11 protein-coding genes and 1 pseudogene are annotated in these 18,709 nt (G+C 73.7%); 10 read left to right on the top strand and 2 right to left on the bottom strand.

Annotated features, from left to right (window positions below; all coding sequences use genetic code 11):
- The first annotated feature begins 141 nt into the window (after positions 1–141).
- The 9 genes from ABD345_RS15610 (at position 142) to ABD345_RS15570 (ending at position 12,906) form a co-directional block, all read left to right on the top strand.
- On the top strand, positions 142–4,605 hold the full coding sequence (locus tag ABD345_RS15610) for a HAMP domain-containing protein (protein WP_344552705.1): 4,464 nt from the start codon (positions 142–144) through the stop codon (positions 4,603–4,605).
- Positions 4,606–4,807: 202 nt separating this feature from the next.
- Positions 4,808–5,443: a response regulator gene (locus ABD345_RS15605; RefSeq protein ID WP_344552704.1), complete on the top strand. Its 636-nt coding sequence runs from the start codon at positions 4,808–4,810 to the stop codon at positions 5,441–5,443.
- Between the two features lie 121 nt (positions 5,444–5,564).
- Positions 5,565–8,255, top strand: a complete 2,691-nt coding sequence (locus ABD345_RS15600; protein ID WP_344552688.1) for a DNA translocase FtsK — start codon at positions 5,565–5,567, stop codon at positions 8,253–8,255.
- Between the two features lie 157 nt (positions 8,256–8,412).
- Positions 8,413–9,279 (top strand): helix-turn-helix domain-containing protein, encoded by an 867-nt coding sequence (locus tag ABD345_RS15595; protein ID WP_344552687.1) that lies wholly within the window; start codon positions 8,413–8,415, stop codon positions 9,277–9,279.
- An 82-nt stretch (positions 9,280–9,361) separates the two neighbouring features.
- On the top strand, positions 9,362–10,834 hold the full coding sequence (gene rimO / locus ABD345_RS15590) for a 30S ribosomal protein S12 methylthiotransferase RimO (RefSeq protein ID WP_344552686.1): 1,473 nt from the start codon (positions 9,362–9,364) through the stop codon (positions 10,832–10,834).
- Complete coding sequence (gene pgsA, locus ABD345_RS15585; RefSeq protein WP_344552685.1) at positions 10,831–11,463, top strand: CDP-diacylglycerol--glycerol-3-phosphate 3-phosphatidyltransferase; 633 nt, start codon at positions 10,831–10,833, stop codon at positions 11,461–11,463. The genes rimO and pgsA overlap by 4 nt, the downstream gene beginning before the upstream one ends.
- Positions 11,456–11,962 carry a CinA family protein gene (locus ABD345_RS15580; protein ID WP_344552684.1) on the top strand — a complete coding sequence of 169 codons (507 nt, stop codon included), beginning with the start codon at positions 11,456–11,458 and terminating at the stop codon, positions 11,960–11,962. Before pgsA ends, ABD345_RS15580 begins: the two co-directional genes overlap by 8 nt.
- A gap of 274 nt (positions 11,963–12,236) precedes the next feature.
- Positions 12,237–12,605: a helix-turn-helix domain-containing protein gene (locus tag ABD345_RS15575; RefSeq protein WP_030457965.1), complete on the top strand. Its 369-nt coding sequence runs from the start codon at positions 12,237–12,239 to the stop codon at positions 12,603–12,605.
- A gap of 52 nt (positions 12,606–12,657) precedes the next feature.
- Positions 12,658–12,906 (top strand): hypothetical protein, encoded by a 249-nt coding sequence (locus tag ABD345_RS15570; RefSeq protein WP_344552683.1) that lies wholly within the window; start codon positions 12,658–12,660, stop codon positions 12,904–12,906.
- An 11-nt stretch (positions 12,907–12,917) separates the two neighbouring features.
- Here the strand turns inward: ABD345_RS15570 and ABD345_RS15565 are convergent, their stop codons facing one another.
- On the bottom strand, positions 12,918–13,250 hold the full coding sequence (locus tag ABD345_RS15565) for a transposase (RefSeq protein ID WP_344552682.1): 333 nt from the start codon (positions 13,248–13,250) through the stop codon (positions 12,918–12,920).
- A gap of 89 nt (positions 13,251–13,339) precedes the next feature.
- On the opposite strand from ABD345_RS15565, the pseudogene ABD345_RS15560 reads away from it, so the two are divergent.
- Positions 13,340–14,125, top strand: a pseudogene (locus ABD345_RS15560) (RNA-guided endonuclease InsQ/TnpB family protein); the annotation flags it as partial.
- Here the strand turns inward: ABD345_RS15560 and ABD345_RS15555 are convergent.
- The gene (locus ABD345_RS15555) at positions 14,052–18,704 is read right to left on the bottom strand and encodes an Lhr family ATP-dependent helicase (protein WP_344552680.1); all 4,653 of its coding nucleotides are present in this window, start codon (positions 18,702–18,704) and stop codon (positions 14,052–14,054) included. The pseudogene ABD345_RS15560 and the gene ABD345_RS15555 sit on opposite strands and share 74 nt — an antisense overlap.
- Positions 18,705–18,709: the final 5 nt, after the last annotated feature.

Below are 18,709 nucleotides of genomic sequence, written 5' to 3'. Positions count from 1 at the left end.
GACGTGTCCGGAACGACGACCGCCGCTGCGCGCGGCGCCCGCCCGGTGCCCCCGTCGCGGGCCGGCGGCGGGCGGCGCCCGAACCCGGGGCGCGGGGCCGAGCCCGCGGAGCTGCGCAAGCTGCTGACCGCGCTCACCGCGATGCGCGACGGCAACTTCCGCCGCCGGCTGACCTTCCCGGGCGACGGCCTGCTGGCGGAGATCGCCGCGGTGTTCAACGAGGTCGCCGAGCGCAACCAGCACCTCACCGGTGAACTGGCCCGGGTGCGGCGGGCGGTGGGCCGCGAGGGCCGGCTGTCCGAGCGGCTGGAGACCGGCGTCGGCGAGGGCGCCTGGATGGCCGCGGTCGACAACTGCAACGCGCTGATCGACGACCTGGCGCGGCCGATGGCCGAGGTCGGCCGGGTGCTGTCCTCGATCGCCGAGGGCGACCTGACCCAGACCATGGAACTGCGCTCGCTGCACACCACCGGGGCGAGCTACCCGCTGCGCGGCGAGTTCCTGAAGGTCGGCCGGACCGTCAACGGCCTGGTCGACCAGCTGTCCGAGTTCACCGACGAGGTGACCCGGGTGGCGATCGAGGTCGGCACCGAGGGCAAGCTGGGCGGCCAGGCCCGGGTGCGCAGCGTCTCCGGCTCCTGGAAGGACCTGTCGGACTCGGTCAACACCATGGCCGGGCGGCTGACCGCGCAGGTCCGCAACATCGCCGAGGTGACCACCGCGGTGGCCCGCGGCGACCTGTCGCGCAAGGTCACGGTGGACGTCGACGGCGAGATGCTGGAGCTGAAGAACACCGTCAACACGATGGTCGACCAGCTCAACTCGTTCGCCGCGCAGGTCACCACGGTGGCCCGCGACGTGGGCACCGAGGGCCGCCTGGGCGGCCAGGCGCAGGTGTCGGGCGTGGCCGGCGTGTGGCGCGACCTGACCGACTCGGTGAACTTCATGGCGGCCAACCTGACCGCCCAGGTCCGCAACATCGCCGAGGTGACCACCGCGGTCGCCAAGGGCGACCTCTCGCGCAAGATCGAGGTCGACGCCCGGGGCGAGATCCTGGAGCTGAAGAACACCATCAACACCATGGTCGACCAGCTCTCCGGCTTCGCCGAGCAGGTGACCCGGGTGGCGCGCGCGGTCGGCACCGAGGGCATCCTCGGCGGCCAGGCGCAGGTGCCGGGCGTGGCCGGGGTCTGGAAGGACCTCACCGAGAACGTCAACTCGATGGCGAACAACCTGACCAGCCAGGTCCGCGGCATCGCGCAGGTGACCACCGCGGTCGCCAAGGGCGACCTGTCGCAGAAGATCCAGGTCGACGCCCGGGGCGAGATCCTGGAGCTGAAGAACACCATCAACACCATGGTCGACCAGCTGTCGGCGTTCGCGGACGAGGTCACCCGGGTCGCCCGGGACGTCGGCACCGAGGGCATCCTCGGCGGCCAGGCCAGCGTGCCCGGGGTCTCCGGCACCTGGAAGGACCTCACCAACTCGGTGAACCTGATGGCCAACAACCTGACCAGCCAGGTGCGTTCGATCGCCGAGGTGACCACCGCGGTGGCCCGCGGCGACGTCTCCAAGAAGATCACCGTCGACGCGAAGGGCGAGATCCGCGAGCTCGTCACCACCGTCAACACGATGGTCGAGCAGCTGTCCGCGTTCGCCGACGAGGTGACCCGGGTCGCCCGCGAGGTCGGCACCGACGGCATCCTGGGCGGTCAGGCCCGGGTCTCCGGCGTCTCCGGCATCTGGCGGGACCTGACCGACAACGTCAACCTGATGGCGTCCAACCTGACCAGCCAGGTCCGCAACATCGCCGAGGTCGCCGCCGCGGTGGCCCGCGGCGACCTGTCCAAGAAGATCGCCATCGACGCGGCGGGCGAGGTCGCCGCGCTCGCCGACACCCTGAACACCATGGTCGACCAGCTGTCGGCCTTCGCCGTCGAGGTCACCCGGGTCGCCCGCGAGGTGGGCACCGACGGCATCCTGGGCGGCCAGGCCAGCGTGCCGGGCGTCGCCGGGATCTGGAAGGACCTGACCGAGAACGTCAACCTGATGGCCAACAACCTCACCGGCCAGGTCCGCAACATCGCGCTGGTGATCACCGCGGTCGCCAAGGGCGACCTCTCGCAGAAGATCGACGTGGACGCCCGCGGCGAGATCCTCCAGCTCAAGACCAGCATCAACACCATGGTCGACCAGCTCTCCGCGTTCGCCGACGAGGTGACCCGGGTAGCCCGCGAGGTCGGCACCGACGGCCGGCTCGGCGGCCAGGCCCGGGTCCCCGGCGTCGACGGCACCTGGCAGGACCTCACCGAGTCGGTGAACGAGCTGGCCAACAACCTGACCCGGCAGGTGCGCGCGATCGCCCAGGTCGCCACCGCCGTCACCCGCGGCGACCTGTCGCCGCGGATCAACGTGGACGCGTCCGGCGAGCTCGACGAGCTCAAGGACAACATCAACCAGATGATCGCCAACCTGCGCGAGACCACCCGCACCAACAAGGAGCAGGACTGGCTCAAGTCCAACCTGGCCCGGATGTCCGGCCTGCTGCAGGGCCGCCGCGACCTGTCCGCCGTCGCCTCGCTGATCATGAGCGAGCTGACCCCGGTGGTCTCCGCCCAGCACGGTGCCTTCTTCCTCGCCCAGCCGGCCGGCCGGGCGGCCGAACTCGTCACCGAGGACGACGACGAGAACGACGTCGTGCTGCGCCTGATCGGCAGCTACGGCTACCACCGGCGCACCATGCCCACCACCTTCCGGCTCGGCGAGGGCCTGATCGGGCAGGCCGCCGTGGAGAAGCGGCCGATCGTGCTCAAGGAGACCCCGCCCGGCTACCTGAAGATCTCCTCCGGCCTCGGCGAGTCCTCCCCGGCGCACGTGGTGGTGATGCCGGTGCTGTTCGAGGGCCGGCTGCTCGGCGTGATCGAACTCGCCACCTTCTCCAGCTTCACCGCCGTCGCGCTGGACTTCCTCAACCAGATCGCCGACCAGATCGGCGTCACCGTCAACACCATCTCGGTCAACACCAAGACCGAGGGCCTGCTGCTGGAGTCCCAGCGGCTCACCGCCGAGCTCTCGATGCGCTCCGCCGAACTGGAGGCCCGCCAGGAGGAGCTGGAGCGCACCAACGAGGAGCTGCAGGAGAAGGCCGAGCAACTCGCCCAGCAGAACCGCGACATCGAGATCAAGAACAGCGAGATCGAGGAGGCCCGGCAGATCCTGGAGGAGCGCGCCGAGCAGCTCGCGCTGGCCTCGCGCTACAAGAGCGAGTTCCTCGCCAACATGTCGCACGAGCTGCGCACCCCGCTCAACTCGCTGCTGATCCTGGCCAAGCTGCTCTCCGACAACAACGAGGGCAACCTGTCGGCCAAGCAGGTCGAGTTCGCCGAGACCATCCACGGCGCGGGCAGCGACCTGCTCCAGCTGATCAACGACATCCTCGACCTGTCCAAGGTCGAGGCGGGCAAGATGGACGTCCGCCCGGCCCGGATCGCCCTCGTCCAGCTGGTCGACTACGTGGAGGCCGCGTTCCGGCCGCTGGCCGCCGAGAAGAACCTGGACTTCGCGGTCCGGGTCTCCCCGGACCTGCCGGCCACCCTGCACACCGACGAGCAGCGCCTCCAGCAGGTGCTGCGCAACCTGCTCTCCAACGCGGTGAAGTTCACCGACGCCGGCGCGGTCGAGCTGATGATCCGCCCGGTGGCCGGAGCGGAGATCCCGCAGCACGTGCGCGAGCAGCTGCTGGAGTCCGGCACCATGGCCGACCCGGACGAGCCGCTGATCGCCTTCTCGGTCTCCGACACCGGCATCGGCATCCCCGGCAACAAGCTCCGGGAGATCTTCGAGGCGTTCAAGCAGGCCGACGGCGGCACCAGCCGCAAGTACGGCGGCACCGGCCTGGGCCTGTCGATCAGCCGGGAGATCGCCCGGCTGCTGGGCGGCGAGATCCACGTCGAGAGCGAGATCGGCCGCGGCTCCGCCTTCACCCTCTACCTGCCGCTGCGCAGCGAGGGCCCCGAACCGGTCACCCTGGAGCGCGCGGGCGCCCCGCGCGCCCTCGAAGCCTCCCGCACCCCGGCCGAGCAGTGGACCCAGGAGGCCCGCGGCCTGGTCGAGGAGCGCCGCCGCTCCACCGTCGAGCGCCGCCGCCCCGCGGACGCCCCGCGCGCCGCCGAGGAGACCGTCCCGCGCCAGGGCGAGGCGACCCGCGCCGGCGGCACCCCGCCCCGCTTCGACGGCGAGCGGGTCCTGATCGTCGACGACGACATCCGCAACGTGTTCGCCCTCACCAGCGTGCTGGAGCAGTACGGCCTGACCGTGCTGTACGCCGAGAACGGCCGCGAGGGCATCGAGATGCTCGAACAGCACGAGGACGTCGCCCTGGTGCTGATGGACATCATGATGCCCGAGCTGGACGGCTACGCGACCACCGAGCAGATCCGCCGGATGCCCCGGTTCTCCGGCCTGCCGATCATCGCGCTGACCGCCAAGGCGATGAAGGGCGACCGCGAGAAGAGCCTCCAGGCGGGCGCGACCGACCACATCACCAAGCCGGTCGAGACCGACCACCTGCTGGCGGTGATGCGCCAACACCTGCCCGTCAGGTGACCGCCACCCGCGGGGGCCCGCTCCGGCTGGCACCCGCGGGCGGGAACCCGGTAGGGTCACCGCTCGTTGCCAACAGTGACCGGACGGTGACGCCCGGCACCGGGCCTGTGGCGGGCAAGGGGGTACGGCTAGCATGACCGGGGCAGTGATGGGCGGTACGAAGGTGCCGGCCCTCGGGAAACAACCGGCAGGAGGGCGGGTCCTGGTGCAGAAGGCGAAGATCCTCCTGGTCGACGACCGTCCGGAGAACCTGCTCGCCCTGGAGGCGATCCTCTCCGCGCTCGACCAGACCCTGGTGCGCGCCGCCTCCGGCGAGGAGGCGCTCAAGGCCCTGCTCACCGACGACTTCGCGGTGATCCTGCTGGACGTGCAGATGCCCGGCATGGACGGCTTCGAGACCGCCGCGCACATCAAGCGCCGGGAGCGGACCAGGGACATCCCGATCATCTTCCTGACCGCGATCAACCACGGTCCGCACCACACCTTCCGCGGCTACGCGGCCGGTGCGGTCGACTACATCTCCAAGCCCTTCGACCCGTGGGTGCTGCGGGCCAAGGTCTCCGTCTTCGTCGACCTGTACCAGAAGAACACCCAGCTGAAGGAGCAGGCCGCACTGCTGCGCCTGCAGCTGGAGGCGGGTGCGGAGCCGGCCATCGGCGGGGCGCTGCTCGGCGAGCTGTCGGCCCGGCTGGCCGCCGTCGAGGAGCAGGCCGAGGCGCTCACCAAGCAGCTGGAGTCGGGCTCCGACGGCCCGGCCGCGGCGACCGCCGCGCACCTGGAGCGGCAGATCGCCGGCCTGCGCGGGGCGCTCGACGCGCTGCGCCCCGGCGCCGGCTGACGGACCGTCGAGGTCATCCGTCCGGGTGATTCCCGGGCGGCTGACGGCGCGTCGGCGACACAACCCGCCGAAGTGCGCCCGCGCATGTCCGCGGCCCGGGCGCGCCGGTAGGCTGCCCCCCATGGCCACACGAACGCCCGGAAGCGCCGCCGCACGCACCAGCAAGCCCGGGCCGGCCAAGGGCGCGCCGGGCAAGGACGCACCGGCCAGGAAGGCACCGGCCAAGAAGGCCGCGCCCGCCAAGAAGGCTCCGGCGAAGAAGGCCGCCCCGGCCAAGAAGGCGGCCGCCGCGCCCCCGCCGCCGCCGAAGCGGCCGATACTCTTCCGGGCCGTCCGGGCGCTCTGGCTGGGCCTGGCGCACTCGGTGGGCGCGGTGTTCCGCGGCTTCGGCCACGGCGCCCGCAACCTGCACCCCGAGCACCGCAAGGACGGCGTGGCGCTGCTGCTGCTGGCGCTCGCCCTGGTGACCGCCGCGGGGACGTGGTTCAGCCCGCAGGGCTGGCTCGGCGAGGCGGCCACCAACGTGGTCTCCGGCCTGTTCGGCCGGCTCGACGTGCTGGTGCCGTTCCTGTTCGGCGCCCTCGCCGTCCGGCTGATGCGCCACCCCGAGGTGCCGGAGGCCAACGGCCGGATCGCGATCGGCCTGAGCACCCTGGTGGTCGGCGTGCTGGGCCTGGTGCACATCGGCTGCGGCGGGCCCGCGATGGGCGCCGGGGCGACCAAGATCCGGCAGGCCGGCGGTCTGATCGGCTGGGCCGCGTCCACCCCGATGATGGCCGCGGCCGGTCCGCCGCTGGCCGTCCCGCTGCTGCTGCTGGTCGCGTTCTTCGGCCTGCTGGTGGTCACCGCCACCCCGGTCAACCGGATCCCCGAGCGGCTGCGGCAGCTCGGCGTGCGCCTGGGCGTGGTCGAGCCGCTGCCCGGCGACCTGGAGGAGGGCGCGGCCCCGGACGCCGAGCGGGAGTACTCCACCGCGCCGCCCGAGGACGCCGACCCGGACGCGCTGCCGATCACGGTCGAGAACGACGAGCTCTCCGCCCGCCGCCGGCGCCGCCGCCGCAAGGGCGACGACGCCGGGGACGTGGAGCCCACCGAGCCGCTCTCCTTCGAGAAGGACCCGTACCAGACCCGCGACCTCGCGGCCGGCGTCGCCGCCGACCTGGACGGCGCGCTGCTGTACGGCGTCCCCGGCTCGCCCGCGGTGGCCAGCATGGTCGGCCAGGTCAAGGACAACACGGCCCCGCCGGAGGAGCCGTGGACGCCCGAGGTGCCCGCGGCCCGGGCCGCCGACGCCCCCGAGGGCCACGGCGAGGCCCCCGTCCGGATGGAGCAGCTCCGGCTCTCCGGCGACGGCGGCTACGCGCTGCCCGCGCTGGACCTGCTGGAGCGCGGCGCCCCGGGCAAGGCCCGGTCCCAGATCAACGACGACGTGGTGGCGCAACTCAGCGGCGTGTTCGCCGAGTTCAAGGTCGACGCGCGGGTCACCGGCTTCACCCGCGGCCCGACGGTGACCCGCTACGAGGTCGAGCTCGGCCCCGCCGTGAAGGTCGAGCGGATCACCGCGCTGGCGAAGAACATCGCCTACGCGGTGGCCACCCCCGACGTGCGGATCATCTCGCCGATCCCCGGCAAGTCCGCGGTCGGCGTGGAGATCCCCAACCGGGACCGGGAGATGGTCACCCTCGGCGACCTGCTGCGCTCGCGCACCGCCGCCGAGGACACCCACCCGATGGTGGTCGGCATGGGCAAGGACGTCGAGGGCCACACCGTGATGGCCAACCTGGCGAAGATGCCGCACGTCCTGGTGGCCGGCGCCACCGGCGCGGGCAAGTCCTCCTGCATCAACTGCCTGATCACCTCGGTGCTGGTGCGCGCCACCCCCGACGAGGTCCGGATGGTGCTGGTCGACCCCAAGCGGGTCGAGCTGACCGCGTACGAGGGCATCCCGCACCTGATCACGCCGATCATCACCAACCCGAAGAAGGCCGCCGAGGCCCTCCAGTGGGTGGTCCGCGAGATGGACACCCGCTACGACGACCTGGCGGCCTACGGCTTCCGGCACGTCGACGACTTCAACGCCGCGGTCCGGGCCGGCACCGTCCAGCCGCCGCTGGGCAGCGAGCGCGAGCTGGCGCCCTACCCGTACCTGCTGGTGATCGTCGACGAGCTGGCCGACCTGATGATGGTCGCCCCGCGCGACGTCGAGGACTCGGTGGTCCGGATCACCCAGCTCGCCCGGGCCGCCGGCATCCACCTGGTGCTGGCCACCCAGCGCCCCTCGGTGGACGTGGTCACCGGCCTGATCAAGGCCAACGTGCCGTCCCGGCTGGCCTTCGCCACCTCGGCGATGGCCGACTCCCGGGTCATCCTCGACCAGCCCGGCGCGGAGAAGCTGATCGGCAAGGGCGACGCGCTGTTCCTGCCGATGGGCGCCTCCAAGCCGGTCCGGATGCAGGGCGCCTTCGTCACCGAGGCGGAGATCGCCAGGGTCGTCCAGCACTGCAAGGACCAGCTGACCGCCCGCTACCGGGACGACGTGGTGGTCGGCGGCGGCCCGAAGAAGGAGATCGACGAGGAGATCGGCGACGACCTCGACCTGCTGATCCAGGCCGCCGAGCTGGTGGTCACCACCCAGTTCGGGTCGACCTCGATGCTCCAGCGCAAGCTCCGGGTCGGCTTCGCCAAGGCGGGCCGGCTGATGGACCTGATGGAGTCCCGCGGCATCGTCGGTCCCAGCGAGGGCTCCAAGGCCCGGGACGTGCTGGTCAAACCGGACGAACTGGACGGTGTACTGCTGACCCTCCGGGGGTAGGCGGCGGGCGTCCGGACGGCCGGGAACCGCCGTGAGCGCCCGTCAACTTCTGTTGCGAGACTGTGGCACGTTCGGGCCCCCTCCGGTTGAGAAACGTTCCACCCCCACCCCTAGACTGGTGCCTCAGCAGGTGGCCTCCGCTCGAAAGGCGTGCCCAGTGACCATCGGCAAGTCCCCCCGCCGCTCCGCCCCCGACTCCTCCGCGCCCGCCGCCGCTGCCGCCGAGGAGTCGAGTCGTGCCACCACCGACGGGCCGAGCATCGGGCGGCAGCTCGCCAAGGCCCGGATCGACGCCGGCCTGACGGTCGACCAGGTCAGCACCCGCACCCGGATCCGGGTCCCGATCGTGCACGCCGTCGAGTCCGACGACTTCGAGCGCTGCGGCGGCGCCTTCTACGCCCGCGGCCACCTGCGGCTGCTGGCCCGCGAGGTCGGCCTGGACGGCGAGGCGCTGGTCGCCCGCTACGACGCCGAGCACGGCGGCGCCCCGGCCCGGCCGGCCGGCCCGCTGGTCGACCCCGGCCCGATCAAGGTCCGCGACCACAACCGCCCGAACTGGACCGCCGCGATGGTGGTCGCGATCCTCGCCGTGGTCGCGCTGATCGGCTACAACCTGGTCGGCTCCTCGTCCTCCGGCGGCGACCAGCCCGGCGCGGCCAGCGCCCCGCTGCCCTCCGGCGTCTCCGCCCCGGCCACCGGCTCCCCGTCCGCGCAGCCGCCGGCCCCGGAGAGCAGCGTCGCGGCGATCGCCGCCGCGCCCGCCGACAAGGTCACCGTCAAGCTGGTCGCCGGACCGGACAAGAGCTGGGTCACCGCCAAGGACGGCAACGGCAAGTCGCTGTACTCCAACAACCTGGAAGCCGGCCAGGACCAGACCTTCACCGACCCCAAGAAGATCACCCTGGTGATCGGCAACGCCGGGGCCGTCCACCTGTTCGTCAACGGCAAGGACCTCGGTCCGGCCGGCCAGGACGGCCAGGTCGTGCACCTCACCTACACCCCGGGCGACCCGCAGGCGGGCTGAACCGGGACGATCCGGTCCTCACGGCAACGCGCGCGCCCTCCGGGGGAAACTCCACCGGGAGGCGCGCGTTAATCTTGGCGTCATGCCTGAAACCCGCACTGTCGCCCTGGTCACGCTCGGATGCGCCCGCAACGAGGTCGACTCCGAGGAACTCGCCGGGCGACTGGAGGCCGACGGCTGGCGACTGGTCGACGACGCCAGCGAGGCCGACGTCGCCGTCGTCAACACCTGCGGGTTCGTCGAGGCCGCCAAGAAGGACTCCGTCGACGCCCTGCTGGAGGCCAACGACCTCAAGGGGCACGGCCGCACCCAGGCCGTGGTCGCGGTCGGCTGCATGGCCGAGCGCTACGGCAAGGAGCTCGCCGACGCCCTCCCCGAGGCCGACGGCGTGCTCGGCTTCGACGACTACGCCGACATCTCCAGCCGCCTGAACACCATCCTCTCCGGCGGCCACGTCGAGGCCCACACCCCGCGCGACCGCCGCAAGCTGCTGCCGCTCACCCCGGTCGAGCGGCAGGCCGCCGCCGCCGAGGTCGCGCTGCCCGGCCACGGCGCCCCCGAGGACCTCCCCGACGGCGTCGCCCCCGCCTCCGGCCCGCGCACCCTGCGCAAGCGGCTGGACGACGCCCCGGTCGCCTCGATCAAGCTCGCCTCCGGCTGCGACCGCCGCTGCTCGTTCTGCGCCATCCCCGCCTTCCGCGGCTCCTTCATCTCCCGCCGGCCGAGCGACGTCCTCGGCGAGGCCGTCTGGCTGGCCGGGCAGGGCGTCCGCGAGGTCGTCCTGGTCTCCGAGAACAACACCTCCTACGGCAAGGACCTTGGCGACATCCGCCTGCTGGAGACCCTGCTGAGCGAGATCGCCGCCGTCGAGGGCATCGAGCGGGTCCGGGTCAGCTACCTGCAGCCCGCCGAGATGCGCCCCGGCCTGATCGACGTGATGACCGGCACCGACAAGGTCGTCCCGTACTTCGACCTGTCCTTCCAGCACTCCGCGCCCGCCGTGCTGCGCCGGATGCGCCGCTTCGGTTCCACCGAGCAGTTCCTCGGCCTGCTGGAGTCGATCCGGGCCAAGGCCCCCGAGGCCGGCGCCCGCTCCAACTTCATCGTCGGCTTCCCCGGCGAGAGCGAGGAGGACTACGCGGAGCTGGAACGGTTCATCACCCACGCCGGGCTCGACGCCATCGGCGTGTTCGGGTACTCCGACGAGGACGGCACCGAGGCGGCCGGCTACGACGGCAAGCTCGACCAGGACGTGGTGAACGACCGGGTCGCCCGGCTCTCCAAGCTCGCCGAGGAGCTCACCGCGCAGCGCGCCGAGCAGCGGATCGGCAGCGAGGTCACGGTGCTGGTCGAGTCGGTGGAGGACGGGGTGGTGGAGGGCCGCGCGGCCCACCAGGCCCCGGAGACCGACGGCCTGACCACCCTGCTCGGCGTCGAGGACGCGGTGGTCGGCCGGTCCTACCGGGCCGTGGTGGTCGGCACCGAGGGCGTCGACCTGGTCGCCGAGGCCGTCGCGGCCACCGAGGCGCCGGAGCTCGCCGGAGCCCAGGTATGACCAAGGGGCCGGGGGCTCCGGCCGCCACCCGGCCGACCCCGGCCGCCGTCCCGCCGCAGCCCGGCGTGTGGAACATCGCCAACGTGCTGACCATGTTCCGGCTGCTGCTCGTCCCGGTCTTCGCCGCGCTGCTGTTCGCCGACGGCGGGCACGACCCCAAGTGGCGGGCCTTCGCCTGGGCGGCCTTCGCCATCGCGATGATCACCGACGTGTTCGACGGCGCGCTGGCCCGCCGCAAGGGCCTGGTCACCGACTTCGGCCGGATCGCCGACCCGATCGCCGACAAGGCGATCATGGGCACCGGTCTGGTCGGGCTGTCCCTGCTCGGCGACCTGCCCTGGTGGATCACCGTGGTCGTCCTGGCCCGTGAGCTCGGCATCACGCTGATGCGGTTCTGGGTGATCCGCTACGCCGTCATCCCGGCCAGCCGCGGCGGCAAGATCAAGACGCTGGCCCAGGGCACCGCGGTCGGCATGTACGTCCTGGTGCTCACCGGGCCGCTGGCCACCGGCCGGGCCGTGGTGATGGGCGTCGCGGTGTTCCTCACCCTCGCCACCGGCCTCGACTACGTGCTCCAGGCCGTCCGGCTGCGCCGCGAGGGCATCGCCCGGGAGCGCCGCGGTGAGTGAGGACGCCGCCGCCCGGGCGCTGGCGGCGCTGCGGGCCGACGGCGCCACCCTGGCCGTCGCCGAGTCGCTCACCGGCGGCCTGCTGGCCGCCGCCCTGGTCGGCGTCCCCGGCGCCTCCGCGGTGTTCCGGGGCTCGGTCACCGCGTACGCCACCGAGCTCAAGGCGTCCGTGCTCGGCGTCGACGAGGGCCTGCTCGACGTGTACGGCCCGGTCCACCCGGTGGTGGCCCGGCAGATGGCCGAGGGCGTCCGCCGACTGCTCGGCGCCGACTGGGCGCTGGCCACCACCGGGGTGGCCGGGCCCGAACCGCAGGGCGGGCAGCCGGTCGGCACCGTCCACGTGGCCCTCGCCGGACCGGCGGGAACAGAAGCGCTCCCGCTCCGGTTGTCGGGTGGGCGTGACACGATCCGGCACGGGGCGGTGGACGCCGCGCTGGAGCTGCTGCTCCGGCGGCTGAGCATCGCCGAAGGTCCGGCGGTCCGGGCCCAAAACCCGTGAACCCGCCGCACCCGGTGGAGGATCGTGTTAGACCGGATGCTCCGGCCGGACGGAAGACGGCCGGGGCGAATGACGTCGACCCGGTGTCGACCGTGCGTCCGGTGCCGGACATCTGCCCGTCACGGGTGGTTCGACGGCTCCGGAGGGGAAGAAACAGGGAGGGGGCACCTTGCAGCCCAGAGTGAACACGACCCCGGTCCCCGCACGGGATGCTGGCAAGGCGGTACGGTGGGGTCGTGACATCTCGATCCGCAGTCCGAGGAGGGAGGCACCGATGATCCTGCTCCGTCGCCTGCTGGGCGATGTGCTGCGTCGGCAGCGCCAGCGCCAGGGCCGCACACTCCGCGAGGTGTCGGCAGCCGCCAGGGTTTCGCTCGGGTACCTCTCCGAGGTCGAGCGGGGTCAGAAGGAGGCGTCCTCCGAGCTGCTCTCCGCCATCTGCGACGCGCTCGACGTGCGGATGTCGGAGGTCATGCGGGAGGTCAGCGACGAACTGTCGCTCGCCGAACTTGCGGCGATGGCCACCCTCTCGGAGGGTGATCTGCTGAGGCCGGTGCTCGAACCGGTTCCGCTGCCGGCCCCCGGTGTCGACCGGTCCGGTTCCATCTCGCCCAAGGCGGCGATGGACGTGGTGGCGGCCTGACCGGACCTCGACCGTCCCGCGGACGCGGGACGCCGGGTGAAGGAGGGCCACGATGCGGAGTGCGCGCAGTGCGCTGCTGCTCGGTGCGACGGCACTGGTCGGCCTGGGCCTGATACTGATGCTGATGAGCGGCACCGCCATACCCGGCGGTGCCGCTCTCGGCATGCTCGCGGCCGGGTGGTGGGGGGTGGGGCTGGTCCCGGTGCACGCCAGGACCGCGCCCCCGGAGCCGCGGAAACGGGACCCGGCCCCCGGGGTGCCGGACCCGGCCGGGGCGGACGGCGCTCACCCGGACGGGTGAAGCACCGCCCGTCAGGTCGGGCGGTTGTGCTGCTCGGTGTACTGGCGGACCACCGGCAGGGGTGCGCCGTCGGCGGAGTCGGCGAAGTACGGACCAGGCCGGAGGCGCTGTGCGCGCCGGTCGTGCTTGACCGAATCGGGGAACTCCTGGCGCACGCGGCGGAAGTCGACGCCTTTCGAGCTGTTGGTTTGTTTGGACGGGGTGGCCTTGGGCGGGAGGTTCACAAGCGGGTGGACGTGGTTGTTCTCGTCAGCTCGACTCGGAGTCGGCGCGGGCGCTCCGCGTGATCGCTTCGGGCCGGGCGGGGGCTGGTCGGCGGCCACTTTATGGCGGTATTCGGTCATGAAGGCCGGGTGTGTGGGCGGGTGTCGACCGGTCGGGTTGTTGCGGCGTCCTGTCGTGGGCTGGGGGCTACGGTGCCGCTGTGCAGCTCAGGTACTCCTTCCGCGGGTTGAAGGGCGAGCGGTCCCGCATGGGAGCACCGCGTTTCAAGTCGCGCAAGGACACCCGGCAGGCCGTGCGGTTCACCGCCAACGCCCGCTGGTCGATCACGCCGGGCGGGAAGCTGTCCCTGCCGAAGGTCGGCGACCTCGCGGTGAAGTGGTCCCGTACCCTGCCGTCGGTGCCGGCCACGGTGACGCTCGTCAAGGACAGTGCGGGCCGATACTTCGCCTCGTTCGTCGTCGAGACCGATCCCGCCGCCGACCTGGCCCGCATGCCCGACACGGACACCGTGGTCGGCATCGACCTCGGGCTTGCGCACTTCGCGGTCCTCTCCGACGGCACGAAGACCGACAGCCCCCGCTTCCTGCGCCGCGCCGAGAAGAAGCTCAAGCGCGCCCAGCAGGCCCTGGCCCGCAAGGCGAAGGGGTCGAAGAACTGGGCCAAGGCCCGTATCAGGGTCGCCCGCGCGCACGCGCGGGTGGCCGACGCGCGGCGCGAGTTCCACCACCAGCTCTCTACGAAGATCATCCGTGACAACCAAGCGGTGGCAGTGGAGGACCTGGCGGTGTCGGCCTGTGGAGCGCGGATCAGACGGGCACCTGTGCCCGCACCGCGCAGCGAAGCAGGAACCCACCCGAAGCGACCCACCCCACCGGTGCGGGAGCAGGCGGGAATCCCCGGCCCCCAGGCCGGGGAGGATGTCAACGGATCCGGTAGCCCTTCGGGGTGGGGTGGAAACCGGCCGTTTCCAGCCCGGGGCCCAGCGGACTGGTGAGGGCCGGGTGGCCGTTGACGCGCTCCACGGTGAGCGGACCGGCCAGCGCGGCCAGCGCGGCCTCCAGGACCGGGCCCCCGTCGGCCCAGGCGAGCAGGGACTTGCCGCCGCGCTCCAGGTAGAGCACCAGCTCGCCGTCGACCAGGACGACCAGCGAGCCGGCCTTGCGGCCCGGCCGGTGGGCGGCCGCGGTGTCGGACGGGGGCTCCGGCCAGGGCAGCGCCGCGCCGTACGCGTTGGCGGGGTCGGCGGCGGCCAGCACCAGGACCTGCGGGGCCGGCGCCGCGGCCCCGGCGGACCAGTCGTCGCCCGTTGCCCGCTCCAGCCGGGAACTGACCGAGCGCAGCCGGTCCGCGGCCCCGTCCATGGCGAACTGGGCGCCGCCGAGCCCCTCGACGAAGTAGCCCCGGCGGGCCCGGCCGCGCTCCTCGAACACGGACAGCACCCGGTAGACGCCCGCGAAGCCGCCCGGGACCCGCTCGGCGGCCACCGCGCCCCTGGTCAGCACGCCGTGCCGGTCCAGCAGGGCCTGGGCCCGGGCGGCGGCCCGCACCGTCGGTTCGCCGTCCAGCGCGGGCAGCAGCGACCAGCGGCCGACCGCCGTCGGCGGGCCGGTGCGCGCGGACGGGCGGGCCAGGCCGCGGGCCGCGCCGCCGTAGCGGCCGCGCGGGGTGTCGCGCGGTGCGCGGTGCGCGGTGGCGGCGGCGGTGCGGCCGGTGCCGAGCAGGCCGCGCAGCGGGGCCAGCGTGTCGTTGGTGGCGTACCCGGCCCACACGAGGTCCCACAGGGCCTCGGCGATCTCGGCGTCCGGGGTGTCCGGGACGCGCTCGGCGAGCTGGCGGAAGAACGCGCCGTAGCCGCCGCTCAGCGCCTCCAGCAGGGCGGTGTGCACCGGGCCCGGGGTGAGCGGCAGCGGCTCGGGGCGCAGCAGGTGGGCGTTCTCCGGCAGGTGCAGGCTGATCCAGCCGTCCTTGCCGGGCAGCGCGCCCGCGCCGGACCAGCCGATCTCGCCGGCCGCCATCAGCTCGTCCAGCAGGGCGGGGGAGTAGTCGGTGAGCCGGGCGGGCAGCACCAGCTTCTCCAGGGCGGAGGCGGGCAGCGCGGTGCCCTGGAGCTGCTCGACCACCCGGTAGAGGCCGTCGGCGCCGCGCAGGCGGTGCCCGGCCAGGTGCTGCCACTGCGGGAGGAAGCCGGCCAGCGCCTTCGGCGGGACGGCCTCCACCTCGTGCCGCAGGGCGGCCAGCGAGCGGCGGCGCAGGCGGCGCAGCACCTCGGCGTCGCACCACTCGGGGACGGCGGCGTTCCCCCCGGGCCGGAACTCGCCCCGGACCAGGCGGCCGGCGGCGGTCAGCCGGTGCAGGGTGCCGGTGACGACGGCGCTGCCGAGGCCGAAGCGGTCCGCGGCCTCCTGCGCGGTGAACGGGCCGTGGGTGCGGGCGTGCCGGGCCAGCAGGTCGCCCAGCGGGTCCTTGACCGGCTCGGTGAACGCCTCGGGGACGCCGACCGGCAGCGGGGTGCCCAGGGCATCGCGCAGCCGCCCGGCGTCCTCGACCGCGGCCCAGCGCAGGGCGCCGCCGATCCGGACCTGGATCGCCCGGCGGGCGGCCTCCAGCTCCAGCGCCCACAGCGGCTCGGCGCCGCGCTCGGCGAGCTCGGCCTCGGCGAGCGGGCCGAGCAGGCGCAGCGCGTCGGCGACGCCCTCGGCGTCCCGGATCCGGCGCTCGGGGGTGCGGCGCTGGAGCTCGGCCTCCAGGTCGGCGAGGACCTGCGGGTCGAGCAGTTCGCGCAGTTCGGCCTGGCCGAGCAGCTCGGACAGCAGCCGGGAGTCCAGCGCGAGGGCGGCGGCCCGGCGCTCGGCGACCGGTGAGTCGCCCTCGTAGAGGAACTGGGCGACGTAACCGAACAGCAGGGAGCGGGCGAACGGGGACGGCTCGGGCGTGGTGACCTCGACCAGCCGCACCGCGCGGGACTCCAGGTCCCCCATCAGCTCGACCAGGCCCGGCACGTCGAACACGTCCTGCAGGCACTCGCGGACGGCCTCCAGGACGATCGGGAAGGAGCCGTACTCGGCGGCCACCTCCAGCAGCTGCGAGGCGCGCTGGCGCTGCTGCCACAGCGGGGTGCGCTTGCCCGGGCTGCGGCGCGGCAGCAGCAGGGCGCGGCCGGCGCACTCGCGGAACCGGGCGGCGAACAGGGCCGAGCCGCCGACCTGGTCGGTGACCAGCTGCTCGATCTCGGCGGCGTCGAAGACCGCGGCGTCCGCGCCGACCGGGGCCTCGTCGGCGGGCGCGGCGGCGGCCGGGGTACTGGCCGGGGCGGTGGGGAAGGCGGGGAAGGCGGGGAAGTCGGCCAGCAGGTCGGCGTCCGGCAGGCGCAGCACGATGCCGTCGTCGGCGTGCATCACCTGCGGGTCCAGGCCGTGCTTCTCGCGCAGCCGGGCGCCGATGGCCAGCGCCCACGGGGCGTGCACCTGGGCGCCGAACGGGGAGTGCACGACGATCCGCCAGTCGCCGAGCTCGTCGCGGAAGCGCTCGACCACGATGGTGCGGTCGTCGGGCAGGTGGCCGCAGGCCGCGCGCTGCTCGGCGAGGTAGGCGAGCAGGTTGCCGGCCGCCCAGTCGTCCAGGCCCGCCGCGCGCAGCCGTTCGGTGGCCGCGGCGGGCTCCAGCGCGCCGATCTCGCGGACGAACGCGCCCACCGCGCGGCCGAGTTCGAGCGGGCGGCCGAGGGTGTCGCCCTTCCAGAACGGCAGTCGGCCCGGGACGCCGGGGGCGGGGGTGACCAGCACCTTGTCGTGGGTGATCTCCTGGATCCGCCAGGAGGTGGTGCCCAGGGTGAAGACGTCCCCCACCCGGGACTCGTAGACCATCTCCTCGTCCAGCTCTCCGACCCGGCCGCCGCCCTTCCTGCCCGCTTTCGAATCGGCCGCGGTGGAACCGGCGATGAAGACGCCGAACAGGCCGCGGTCCGGGATGGTGCCGCCGGAGGTGACGGCGAGGCGCTGGGCGCCGGGGCGGCCGGTGACCGTGCCGGCGACGCGGTCCCAGACCAGGCGGGGGCGCAGTTCGGCGAAGGCGTCGGACGGGTAGCGGCCGGCCAGCATGTCCAGCACGCCGTCGAAGGCGGACTGCGGGAGGGTGGCGAACGGGGCGGCGCGGCGGCACAGGGCGAGCAGCTCGTCCACGTCCCAGGTGTCCAGCGCGGTGATCGCGACCAGCTGCTGGGCCAGCACGTCCAGCGGGTTGCGCGGGACGCGCAGGGCCTCGATCCGGCCGGCCCGCATCCGCTCGGTGACCACGGCGGACTGCACCAGGTCGCCCCGGTACTTGGGGAAGAACACGCCCCGGGAGACCGCCCCGACCTGGTGCCCGGCCCGGCCGACCCGCTGCAGGCCGGAGGCGACCGAGGGCGGGGACTCGACCTGCACCACCAGGTCGACGGAGCCCATGTCGATGCCCAGCTCCAGGCTGGAGGTGGCGACCACGGCGGGCAGCCGGCCGGCCTTCAACTCCTCCTCCACCAGCGCCCGCTGCTCCTTGGAGACCGAGCCGTGGTGCGCCCGGGCCAGCAGCGGCGGGGCGCCGGCGGCGGCGCCCGAGCCGCCCATCAGCTCGGCGGGGGAGTGCGCGGCGGGCAGCGGGGCGCCGGTGGCCCGCTCGTGGGCGATCTCGTTCAGCCGGTTGCACAGCCGCTCGGCCAACCGGCGGGAGTTGGCGAACACGATGGTCGAGCGGTGCGCCTGCACCAGGTCGACGATCCGCTCCTCGACGTGCGGCCAGATCGAGGACTGCCGCTGCGGGTCGTCCTCCTCGGCGGGGGCGGCGGGCAGGTCCGCCAGGTCCGGGACGGGGACCACCACGGACAGGTCGAAGCGCTTGTCGCCGCCGGGCCGGACGATCGCCGCGCCGCGCTGCGGGCTCAGGTAGCGGGCGACCTCCTCGACCGGGCGGACGGTCGCCGACAGGCCGATCCGGCGGGCCGGGCGCTCCAGCAGCTCGTCCAGGCGCTCCAGGCTGAGCGCCAGGTGCGCGCCGCGCTTGGTGCCGGCCACCGCGTGCACCTCGTCCAGGATCACCGTGTCGACGCCGCGCAGGGACTCCCGGGCGGCGGAGGTGAGCAGCAGGAACAGCGACTCGGGGGTGGTGATCAGGATGTCCGGCGGCTGGGTGGCGAACTTCCGGCGCTCGGCGGCCGGGGTGTCGCCGGAGCGGACGCCGACCCGGACCTCGGGCTCCGGCAGGCCCAGCCGGACGCTCGCCTGCCGCAGGCCGGTGAGCGGGGCGCGCAGGTTGCGCTCGACGTCGACCGCGAGGGCCTTCAGCGGGGAGACGTAGAGCACCCGGCAGCGGCGCTTCGGGTCGGCCGGGGGCGGGTCGGCGGCCAGCCGGTCCAGCGCGGAGAGGAAGGCCGCCAGCGTCTTGCCGGAGCCGGTCGGGGCGACCACCAGCACGTCCGTCCCCAGCCCGATCGCCGACCAGGCCCGGGACTGCGCCTCGGTGGGCGCGGCGAACGCCCCCGTGAACCAGGCCCGGGTGGCCGGGGCGAAACCCTGCAGCGGATCGGCGTCGGAGATGGCCATGCCCC

The organism is Kitasatospora saccharophila, assembly GCF_039529925.1.
GTDB classification, from domain to species: Bacteria; Actinomycetota; Actinomycetes; order Streptomycetales; family Streptomycetaceae; genus Kitasatospora; species Kitasatospora saccharophila.
The sequence above is the reverse complement of the archived record's forward strand: the minus strand, read 5'-3'. Positions and strand labels throughout refer to the sequence as shown.

Excerpts from the sequence above, each read along its gene's own strand:
- ABD345_RS15610 (WP_344552705.1), top strand. The coding sequence starts at position 142 with ATGCGCGACGGCAACTTCCGCCGCCGGCTGACCTTCCCGGGCGACGGC.
- ABD345_RS15600 (WP_344552688.1), top strand. The coding sequence starts at position 5,565 with ATGGCCACACGAACGCCCGGAAGCGCCGCCGCACGCACCAGCAAGCCC.
- rimO (WP_344552686.1), top strand. The coding sequence starts at position 9,362 with ATGCCTGAAACCCGCACTGTCGCCCTGGTCACGCTCGGATGCGCCCGC.
- pgsA (WP_344552685.1), top strand. The coding sequence starts at position 10,831 with ATGACCAAGGGGCCGGGGGCTCCGGCCGCCACCCGGCCGACCCCGGCC.
- ABD345_RS15575 (WP_030457965.1), top strand. The coding sequence starts at position 12,237 with ATGATCCTGCTCCGTCGCCTGCTGGGCGATGTGCTGCGTCGGCAGCGC.
- ABD345_RS15570 (WP_344552683.1), top strand. The coding sequence starts at position 12,658 with ATGCGGAGTGCGCGCAGTGCGCTGCTGCTCGGTGCGACGGCACTGGTC.
- ABD345_RS15565 (WP_344552682.1), bottom strand. The coding sequence starts at position 13,250 with ATGACCGAATACCGCCATAAAGTGGCCGCCGACCAGCCCCCGCCCGGC.
- ABD345_RS15555 (WP_344552680.1), bottom strand. The coding sequence starts at position 18,704 with ATGGCCATCTCCGACGCCGATCCGCTGCAGGGTTTCGCCCCGGCCACC.